This is a genomic window from Pseudomonas sp. Pseusp3, assembly GCF_047304225.1.
Taxonomy (GTDB): domain Bacteria; phylum Pseudomonadota; class Gammaproteobacteria; order Pseudomonadales; family Pseudomonadaceae; genus Aquipseudomonas; species Aquipseudomonas fluorescens_CD.
In genome coordinates, this window is sequence record NZ_JBGLYV010000157.1 from 1 (window position 1) to 9,568 (window position 9,568).

The window sequence follows — 9,568 nt, forward strand, 5'->3', positions numbered from 1 at the left end:
CCGTACGCGGCTAACCCGGCATCCATGCCGGGTTGCCCACTGCGCAGAACCTGCGCTCGGCCTCTCGAGGGGGCAAGCAGATCAAAAGCCAAAGCGAGGCGGCCTGCTGGCCGGCCTGATCGCAATTGAACGCTTCTCCCTGTAGGAGCGAGCTTGCTCGCGAAAAACGCCGGGACAACGCGGGCATTCAGGCAGCCTGCGTTATCGTTGACGTCCATCGCGAGCAAGCTCGCTCCTACAGGCTGGCGTTCATCCTCTCTGGCGCTGGGGATTCAACAGGCGATTGCCTTGGCGGTAGCAGGCGAGGGCAGTTTTTAGGCTAATGTGAAAAATAGCCACTGAGAGGGTGCCTCTCAATGCCGCTCCTTTCGGCTGCTCCTGTCATCAATTGCCAAGTCCCTGACGTTTAATGCGAAGCAACCCATGTGCACCTGACGATACTGGTTTGTTTATCGACATCGAACAATAAAGAGAACCCGCACTGGCACATCAAGGCTGATGCCTCTTCATCCTGACGAGGAACTGTCAGTTGCATCTCGATAAAACAATCAAGGAGAGCGTGCAATGAAGTTCAGTTTTGTAGACAGCAGCCAGCCGAGCCGGCGGCGGGTTTTACGCGATGCATTTACTCTGGCTGTGGCGGCTTCGCCGTTGGCCAATCTCGCCAGGGCAGCCGAGGAAAGCGGGGCAGCCAGTGAATCCGCCGAGGATGTGACCTTTGCCGCTGGCCCACGACCGCTGGTGCAATACCCGCAAAAGCGCCCGTTGACCCTGGTGACCACTCGGCCGCCGCATCTGGAGACGCCGTTCTCTGTCTTTAACGAAGGACCGATCACGGCCAATGACGCCTTTTTCGTGCGTTACCACCTGGCCAATTTCCCGACCAGCATCGACCCCGACACCTACCGCCTGACGATCAAGGGTGTGGTCGACGCGCCGCTGTCGCTGTCTCTTGCCGAGCTCAAGGCCCTCGGCGAGCCTGTGGAGGTGGTGGCCGTCAATCAGTGTTCGGGCAACAGCCGTGGTTTCTCGATGCCGCGGGTGTTCGGCGCTCAGTTGGGCAATGGCTCCATGGGCAATGCACGTTGGCTGGGGGTGCCGCTCAAGGCGGTGCTGGAAAAGGCCGGCGTGAAGGCCGAGGCCCGGCAAGTAACTTTCCGTGGGCTGGATAAACCGGTGCTGCCGAGCACGCCGGAGTTCATCAAGGCGCTGGACATCAGCCATGCCATGGACGGCGAGCCGATGATCGCCTGGTCGATGAATGGCACCGACCTGCCATTTCTCAACGGTTATCCGATTCGTCTGGTGGTGCCTGGCTATTTCGGCACCTACTGGGTCAAGCACCTGAGCGAGATCGAAGTCGTCGACCATACCTACGACGGTTTCTTCATGGCCAAGGGATATCGGGTTCCGGACAACGACTGCTTCTGCGTTGCTCCCGGCACTACGCCGGCGAAAACCCAGCCGATTTCAAAATTGCCGGTACGCAGTTTCATCACCAGCGTCAAGCACGGCGATGTATTGCCGCTGAACAAAGGCGTGGTGCTCAAGGGCATCGCGTTCGACGGTGGCGCCGGGGTGAACAAGGTGGAGGTGTCGATCGACGGCGGAAAAACCTGGCGCGAATCCACCCTCGGGCAGGACCTTGGCCGTTTCTCCTTTCGTCAGTGGACTCTGTCGGTCACCTTTACCAGCAAGGGCGCCACCCAGTTGATGGTGCGGGCCAGCAACAGTGCCGGCGAGACGCAACCGCTGCAAGCCGACTGGAACCCCGGTGGCTACCGCCGCCATGTCGTCGAAACCAGCCACGTGACCGTCGCCTGAGGAGGGCCGCATGAAACCCATGAAATTCATGACCGCCTTGCTGTGCGCGGCTCAGGTTTGTCTTGCCAACCTGGCAGGCGCAGCACCGCTTTCGATCACGTTGCCGCCCGAAACCGCGGCGCTCAAGCCCAGTACACTGCCGGGCTACCCATTGGCCCGGCAGAAGTGTTCCATCTGCCATTCGGCCGATTACATCAACTTCCAGCCGCCTGGCATGAGCCTGGCGCAGTGGACCGCCGAAGCGGGCAAGATGCAGCACGTGTACGGTGCGCCGATCAGCGACCGGGAGGTGAATGTCATCGGTGCCTACCTGGCGGTGACCTACGGCAGTGCCCAGGCGAGCGATGCCGATGTTCAGGCGGCCTCGAACCCGCCGGCGGATCAGCCACCGACGGTGTCGGTCGCGAAAGTCGCCTCGGCCTTGCTCAAGGACAACGCCTGCCTGTCCTGTCACGCGGTCGATCATAAGGTCGTCGGCCCGGCCTATCACGATGTGGCGACCAAATATGCCAATGACCCGCAGGCACTGGCCCGGGTCATGTCCAGCATTCAGCACGGCGGCAGCGGAAAGTGGGGGGATGTGCCCATGCCGCCTTTCGCGCAGTTGAGCTCGGACGACCTGAAAAGCCTGGCGACGTTCATCATGAAGCAGTGAGTCAGCGTCAACCTGATGCAAAAAAGCCCACTGAGCCGGCAACGGCCAGTGGGCTTTTGGGTCGCGGATGTGCCGGTTTACTCAGGCACCGAGGTGTTGTCCGCACTGAAGCGCTTGAGAATGTCCTGGTACATTTTGGTCCGTCGGTGATCCTGGCCATATCCGCCAGCGGCGGCGACGGTGCCGGCCTGGACGTGGTCCAGGTACTTGAATATTTTGCCCGGCGAAAGAAACACGACTTTGTAGCCAAGCCCGATCACACGATCCTGCAGCTCATAGCCGGGCACCCGATCATCGATCTGAAAATGCAGACCCTGTTGCTTCATCAGCCTGCAATTCCATAGCGTGCAAAAGCTTTTCAAGTGGGTTTCCTTGTAGGGTTTCGGCTCTTTTGATCGCAGGCCCAGCGACTGCTTCAGGCGTCGGTAATGGTGTTTGCACAGGCGTGAAGTGAAACGCCATGCGGTCCTTGGCAGTCCGCGATTGAGTTGCTCGGTGCAACCGACCGCTGCGACGTTTTGATCCTTTGTGCAGTGCTCCATCATCATCGCAAAGACATTGGCATCGAAGACGAACGTGTCGGTGTGCATCAGAAACAGGTAGTCGGTATCGATCCTTGCCAGTGCCATGTCCAGCGCCTTGCCATGGGCGATGTGGCCCGGCTCTTTGGTGGGGGCATCCCGTTCGATCAGATTGATCCAGTCGAGTGAGCGCAAATACTCGACGCTGGCGTCCGCCGAATCGTTATCCACCACCCAGACGGCAATTCCGGCTTTTTGTACAGGCTCTCGCAAGAGGTCCAGGCAGATCCTGGTCAGATCAAGGGTCTTGTAATTGACCAGTACGATGCTGAACGGTGGTTTGGCGTTTGTATCGACACTACCCATCTTCGAAATGCTCGACGACTCAAAAGAGTCGAAGCTTAAAGAGGCAACCTTAGCTCAAGCTTAATTTCACCTGGGTCGTTGGTGTCGAGGCTGGCGCACGGTTTTGAACCGTTGCCAGGGGCGCAGGCTATTGCTGCCTGACGCCCTCGAACGAGCCTGTTCGTACCTCGCCGCTGCGGATGTAACGGGCGATCAGCACGCCCCCGGGCGAACTGATCGAGTTCAGCAAGGTGAAAGCCGATGCTTGGGCGTTGTCGTCGAACAGGCGCTTGCCGCGCCCCAGCAGGATCGGGTGAATCATCAGCCGCAATTCGTCCACCAGGCCGGCTGCAAGCAGCTGGCGCACCAGATCGCCGCTGCCTTGTGTCAACAGCCGGGGACCGTCCTGACGCTTGAGCGCGCTGATCGCTTCGACCAGATTGCCCTCCAGCGCATGACTGTTCTGCCAGTCCAGCGAATCGGCGCGGTGCGTGGCCACATGCTTGGGTACGCCGTTGAACAGGTCAGCAAGGGTCCGGTTGGTTGAGTCGGGCTGAATGCGCGGCCAATAGGAGGCGAAGATGTCGTAGGTGCGACGTCCCAGCAGCAATTCGAATGGCTGTGAGAACAGGTCTTGCACGGCCTGGCCGGTGGTTTTGTCGGCGTAGGGCACGATCCAGCCACCGAACCGGAATCCGTCAGCGGGATCCTCTTCAGGCCCGCCGGGCGCCTGCATGACGCCATCCAGACTGACAAACGCGGCAACGGTAAGTGTGCGCATGCTCTTCTCCTGATTCATCCGGGTGAACGTGTTTATACGGGGGCGTCTGCGATCCCTTGCGATCATATCCCTGACAGATAGTCGAACCAGACGCTGGGAAATCGACAACAGAATCTGCGGTTTTTATTCCTTATAGGAATGCATTGAATAAAATTAATGAATTTTTATTATCTGTTCGTGTGGCGTAGCTTGATTTGACGACATGGAGAATCGCCTTGAAATCATCCTCTACCCACACCGCTGAAAAATTTGATACCTCCCGGGCCAACGAGTACGCAAAACAGAGCCGTATCGCGTTGGCCGGGTATGACGCCTGCCACGATCTGGCCGCGTGCATGCTGGCGGCAAGCCTGGGCAGCACTGCTGCGGCAAAAGTACTGGTCGTTGGCGCGGGCGGTACGGCCCGGGAAATTATTGCGATGGCCACGCTGGAGCCGAATTGGCGCTTCATGGCCGTCGATCCTTCCGGGCCGATGCTGGAAGCCGCGACACAGCAGTTACAGGCAAACGACCTGCTGGAAAGAACGGACGTGCATCTTGGGCATGTTGACGACTTGCCGGCCGACGAGTCATTCGACGCGGCTACCTTGATCGGTGTGCTCCATCACCTGCCGGGCGATGACGCCAAGCGAGAGCTTCTACAATCGGTTCGTACTCGCCTGAAACCCGGTGCTCCACTGATTGTGGCGGGCAATCACTATGCCTATGCCAGCCAACCGCTGTTGCTCGAGGCTTGGGGGCACCGGTGGCGCCAGCATGGAGCCAGCCCGGATGAGGTGAAGATCAAGCTTGGAAAAATTCTGCAAGGCGCCGATCCCCCACATTCCGAAGCGGCGGTCCACAAGCTGTTGCACGACTGCGGATTCGCTGGGACCACGCGCTTTTTCAGCAGCCTTTTCTGGGGCGCCTGGCTGACGTGTAAAACCGGCTGAAGGCGACCGATGCTCGGCGCTAACCTTTGGCATCTCCATAATCGCTACGACCCGCATCGTTCCACACAATGACGCGTGGTATCTGTGATGTGATTGCTGCAATCTATGCACTAATGATCTGCATGCAACCCGTCTTGTTCATTGGAAGGTCAGTTCTCACACTGGCGGCATCTTTGTGAAGGCAGCTTCTGACTGAAGGGGAAATGACAATGGTATCTGCGATCCGGTTTAATCAGTGCGGCAATCCTGAAGTACTGAACCTGGAGACACTGAGCGAACAATCGCCAGGGCCCGGCGAGGTCTGGCTTGAGCAAGAAGCCATTGGTGTCAACTTCCTCGACGTCACCCAGCGCAAGGGCGCGGCGCCGATTGCGTTGCCATCCGGGCTTGGGCTGGAAGGCGCCGGGCGTGTCGCCGTTGTAGGTGCTGGTGTCAGCAATGTGCAAGTCGGGGATCGCGTCGCCTATGCCACCGGCCCTATCGGCTCGTATGCTTCGGCCCGGCTTTATCCGGCGGAGCGGCTGGTCAAAATTCCGGATGCGCTCTCGTTCGATGATGCCGCAGCCGTCATGTTCAAGGGCATCACTGCGCAGTACCTTTTGAAAACCACCTATCCCGTAGGGCAGGGCACAACCATTCTCCTCTACGGTGTGGCTGGAGGGGTGGGGGAAATCATGGTGCCGTGGGCCAGGCACTTGGGTGCCTCTGTGATTGGCGTGGTTTCAAAACAGGCCAGTGTCGAAAAGGCCAGAGCGTCGGGATGCGATGAAGTCCTGGTGTTTGATGCCGACAGCCTGGCATCGGATGTCGCACGTATCACCGGCGGGAAAAAGGTCGACGTCGTTTATGACCCGATAGGGCGTGTTTCTTTCCAGGCATCCCTGGACAGCTTGCGACCCCGTGGCCTGATGGTATCGTTCGGCGCTTCATCCGGTGCGCCGTCAGCCGTGGAGCTGTCGACACTCAACGCCAAGGGCTCGCTGTTCCTGACACGCCCTTCGTTGGCAGCCCATACGGCGAGTGTCGCTGAGTACCAGGAGCGTGCACAGGATGTTTTGGCCGCGATAGGCGCGGGTATTATCAAGCCCCGTATCCGGGCCAGCTACTCGCTGGCCGATGCAGCATTGGCACATGCCGATCTGGAGTCGGGGCGTTCTTCGGGGGCGATCATTCTAAAACCATGAATCCTGATGTTCTGAATAATCAGCACAGCGACGAAATCGCTGCGTTTCTGGCCGTGGCCTCGCAAGGCTCGTTTGTCGGTGCCGGCCGGCTTTTGCAGCGACACCCGACAGTCGTCTCAAAGCGGCTCGCGGCAATGGAAAAGCGCCTTGGCGTTCGCCTTGTGGAGCGCTCGACCCGGCAGGTGCGAATCACTGAGGTCGGTGCCAGGCTGGAGCAGCGTCTTCGCTCAGCCATCGGGTTGATGAATGAAGCGCAACAGCAAGCGGCCGAAGGTGCCAGCGAAATTCGCGGTACTTTGCGACTTGCACTGCCAGCAGCCATGGGACGGCTTTGGCTTGGTCCGATGCTGCCGGAGTTTCTTGCGGCTTATCCGCAGGTCTCGATCCTTGCCGACTATAGCGAGCGTCTGGTCGACATCATTGATGAAGGTTTTGACGCTGCCATCCGGATTGGAGAACTGGAAGACAACCGGTTGATCGCCCGGAAGCTCAGCGACCATCGCCGGATTCTGTGCGCCTCGCCTGCCTACATCAAAAGGCACGGCATGCCCGAAACCCCACAGGATTTGCTCAATCACAATTGCCTTCGCTTCAGCGGTCTTGCGTCTTTTCCCCAGTGGAGACTCCATCGCGGCAACGAACTTCAAGCGGTTTCCCCTAAAGGAAACCTGACCGCCAATGACAGCGAATCATTACTTGCCGCGGCCCGCGCCGATGCGGGAATCCTGGGGGCAGGCGACTGGTTGATGAGTCGTGATATTGCTGCCGGGAAACTGTTGCATGTGCTTCCTGACTGGCAACTGGATGCCGCAGGTGGGGTCTATCTGGTCAGGCCATCGGCCAAATTTCCTGGTGCCGTGGTTGTCGCGTTCAAACAATGGATCGAATCAAAGTTTATCCCTTCGCCTCCGTGGGCCATTTGACCTCAGGCAAACTGCTGCCATTCAGCCTGTCTGGTTTGCCGGGTTATGTTGAACCGCTATTGAGGGTTGCAGTGGCCCTGGCCCTGGGTGAACAGATCAGGACAGAGCAGTGGATGACATGCCTTGCAATCTGGAGGGCGGTGGGTTGTTTGCGGTGCCTGACTCTCATGTTGATCTTCCTTTATTGGCCGTTGAGCAATGACGCGTGAGAAACCACAGAGTCAGGGCACTGGCGCTGATCAAGGCGCCCAGCAGGCTGACTGCCATCCAGCCCCATAGCGCATACACCTGGGTCGCGGCTGCGGCGCCCAGTGCGCTGCCAACCGAGTAGAAGCACATGTAGGCGCCGACCATGCGACTTTGGGCGTCGGGTCGTGCAGCGAAAATGATGCTCTGATTGGTGACGTGTACTGCCTGCACCGCGAAGTCGAGCAACACTACGCCGCAGACCAGCGCGACCAGAGATGTCTCGGCAAACGTGATGGGCAGCCAGGACAACGTCAGCAGCCCCAGCGAAATACCGGTCACCCGTTGCCCCAGGCCTTGATCGGCCCAGCGACCGGCTCTTCTGGCAGCTAGCGCGCCGGCTACACCAGCCAGGCCAAACAGGCCGATGGCCGTGTGTGAAAGCGACAGCGGCGGGGCGCTCAGTGGCAGCACCATGGATGTCCATAGCACAGAGAAAGCGGCAAAGATCAGCAGGGCCAGCAGGCCCCTGACGCGCAGCGTGCGCTCGCTGATGAATAGTTTGAAGAGCGAACCCACGAGCACCGGATAGGCGTCTTGATGCCTTGGCGACGCGGTGACAGGAACCACTCTCCACAACACCGCCGCGAGGGTCAGCATCATTGCCGAGGACACAAAGTAAACGGCGCGCCAGCCCGCGATGTCCGCAATCAGGCCAGAGGTAAACCGCGCCAGTAGAATGCCCAGGACAATGCCACTGGTTACCGTCCCCACTGCCTGCCCGCGTTGTGATGGTGTTGCCAGCACCGCGGCGTATGCCACAAGCACCTGAACGACCACTGCCAGCGAGCCCATCACGATCATGGCCCCAAGCAGTGCCAGCCATTGCTGTGATGCGCCGACTGCCGCCAGCGCAATGGCAGACAGCAGTACTTGAGTCAGGATCAGCCGCTTACGGTTGACCAGATCGCCGAGCGGGACGATGAACAACAACCCCAGCGCGTATCCAGCCTGAGTCGCAGTCACCACGACACCGATCGTTGATGAGGCCACACCCAGACTCTGAGCCATTGAGTCGAGTAATGGTTGTGCGAAATAAACGTTGGCTACTGCAAGCGCGCAGGTGAAAGAAAACAACAACGTGAGCGACGGAGAAAGTCCTGGAGATCGGTCCGTCCTGTCGCTTTTTTCAGTGTCCGCAGGCGGTAGTGCCGAAGGCTGGCTGGAGAAACGTTTGGTCGCTGAGTCGGCATCTGCTGTCATGTACGCCTCCATGGCGCTAAACTGGTTTCAATTCAAAACCTGATCGATTGTTGTCGGATCTTGTTTCAAATTGCAACCACATTGTGCCGGGCCGGTGGACAGACTTGGCAAATCGATATTCTGGAAGGTCAAAAAGATGGTCGCAGACACTTCACCGAAAAGCAGCGAATGCCCGGTAGCAAGAACACTTGAGGCCATCGGTGATCGCTGGTCGCTCATGATCATCCGCGACGCCTTCGACGACATTCGCCGCTTCAGCGAATTTCAAAAGAGCCTGGGCGTAGCCAAGAATATTCTGGCATCGCGACTGAAAACCCTGGTTGAAGTCGGGGTATTCGATGTCAGACCGGCATCAGATGGCAGCGCCTATAAAGAGTACGTGCTGACGGAAAAAGGACGGGAGATCTTTCCGGTTGTGGTCAGTTTGAGGCAGTGGGGCGAACGTTTCCTGTTCAAACCGGACGAGACGCGTTCTGTACTGCTGGATAACGAGTCCGGCCAGCCTCTGATGCCGCTTGATGTTCGTTCATCAAGCGGTCAGAAACTTGGACCCTCTGATTGCCACAGAGTGAGACTCGTTGACGGCGGGTCTTGAGGCGACAGCAGACTTGCTTCACACCTGAACGACCCTGGGGAATTAACGTCGGTATCCATATATGAACTTGAACCAGGATGAAAACTGCAATGGGTGCGCTGGAAGGAAAAGAATTTTTAGCAGGGGGTTGACCGCGTATTTTAATGCTGTAGTATTCGCCTCCCGCTGACGAGCAGTTTGCTGCTGGTCTGGCTTAAGTAGCTGATTTTATTAAGTAAAAACAGAAACTTTTAAGGTTGCTTTTTGAAAAAGGTGCTGTAGAATGCGCGCCTCGGTTGAGATGAAAGATCTTAACCAACCGCTCTTTAACAACTGAATCAAGCAATTCGTGTGGGTGCTTGTGGAGTCAGACTGCTAGT

9 protein-coding genes are annotated in these 9,568 nt (G+C 58.2%); 6 read left to right on the forward strand and 3 right to left on the reverse strand.

All coding sequences use genetic code 11. The features are described 5' to 3' along the window. The first annotated feature begins 564 nt into the window (after positions 1–564). Complete coding sequence (locus ACCD00_RS29065) at positions 565–1,824, forward strand: molybdopterin-dependent oxidoreductase (protein ID WP_413428668.1); 1,260 nt, start codon at positions 565–567, stop codon at positions 1,822–1,824. Between the two features lie 10 nt (positions 1,825–1,834). Continuing rightward, a complete protein-coding gene (locus tag ACCD00_RS29070; protein WP_413428669.1) occupies positions 1,835–2,479 on the forward strand; it encodes a c-type cytochrome in 645 nt (214 codons plus the stop codon). 77 nt (positions 2,480–2,556) lie between these two features. On the opposite strand, the gene ACCD00_RS29075 is transcribed toward ACCD00_RS29070, so the two are convergent. Together ACCD00_RS29075 and ACCD00_RS29080 are read right to left on the reverse strand one after the other, a co-directional pair. Continuing rightward, complete coding sequence (locus tag ACCD00_RS29075; RefSeq protein ID WP_413428670.1) at positions 2,557–3,366, reverse strand: glycosyltransferase family 2 protein; 810 nt, start codon at positions 3,364–3,366, stop codon at positions 2,557–2,559. A 127-nt stretch (positions 3,367–3,493) separates the two neighbouring features. Beyond that, positions 3,494–4,126 (reverse strand): dihydrofolate reductase family protein, encoded by a 633-nt coding sequence (locus ACCD00_RS29080; RefSeq protein WP_413428671.1) that lies wholly within the window; start codon positions 4,124–4,126, stop codon positions 3,494–3,496. A gap of 215 nt (positions 4,127–4,341) precedes the next feature. Between ACCD00_RS29080 and ACCD00_RS29085 the strand changes: the two genes are divergently transcribed. The 3 genes from ACCD00_RS29085 to ACCD00_RS29095 all read left to right on the forward strand — a co-directional run bounded on the left by ACCD00_RS29085 (position 4,342) and on the right by ACCD00_RS29095 (position 7,165). Continuing rightward, positions 4,342–5,058 carry a class I SAM-dependent methyltransferase gene (locus ACCD00_RS29085; RefSeq protein WP_413428672.1) on the forward strand — a complete coding sequence of 239 codons (717 nt, stop codon included), beginning with the start codon at positions 4,342–4,344 and terminating at the stop codon, positions 5,056–5,058. Positions 5,059–5,267: 209 nt separating this feature from the next. Next, positions 5,268–6,242, forward strand: coding sequence for a quinone oxidoreductase family protein (locus ACCD00_RS29090; protein ID WP_413428673.1), 975 nt, complete (start codon positions 5,268–5,270; stop codon positions 6,240–6,242). Then, positions 6,239–7,165: a LysR family transcriptional regulator gene (locus ACCD00_RS29095; protein ID WP_413428674.1), complete on the forward strand. Its 927-nt coding sequence runs from the start codon at positions 6,239–6,241 to the stop codon at positions 7,163–7,165. Before ACCD00_RS29090 ends, ACCD00_RS29095 begins: the two co-directional genes overlap by 4 nt. A 165-nt stretch (positions 7,166–7,330) precedes the next feature. Here the strand turns inward: ACCD00_RS29095 and ACCD00_RS29100 are convergent, their stop codons facing one another. Next, entirely contained in the window at positions 7,331–8,614 is a 1,284-nt protein-coding gene (locus ACCD00_RS29100) for an MFS transporter (RefSeq protein ID WP_413428675.1), read from the reverse strand. A 136-nt stretch (positions 8,615–8,750) separates the two neighbouring features. Here ACCD00_RS29100 and ACCD00_RS29105 point away from each other — a divergent pair, with 136 nt between their 5' ends. Then, positions 8,751–9,209: a winged helix-turn-helix transcriptional regulator gene (locus ACCD00_RS29105; RefSeq protein WP_413428676.1), complete on the forward strand. Its 459-nt coding sequence runs from the start codon at positions 8,751–8,753 to the stop codon at positions 9,207–9,209. Positions 9,210–9,568 lie beyond the last annotated feature (359 nt).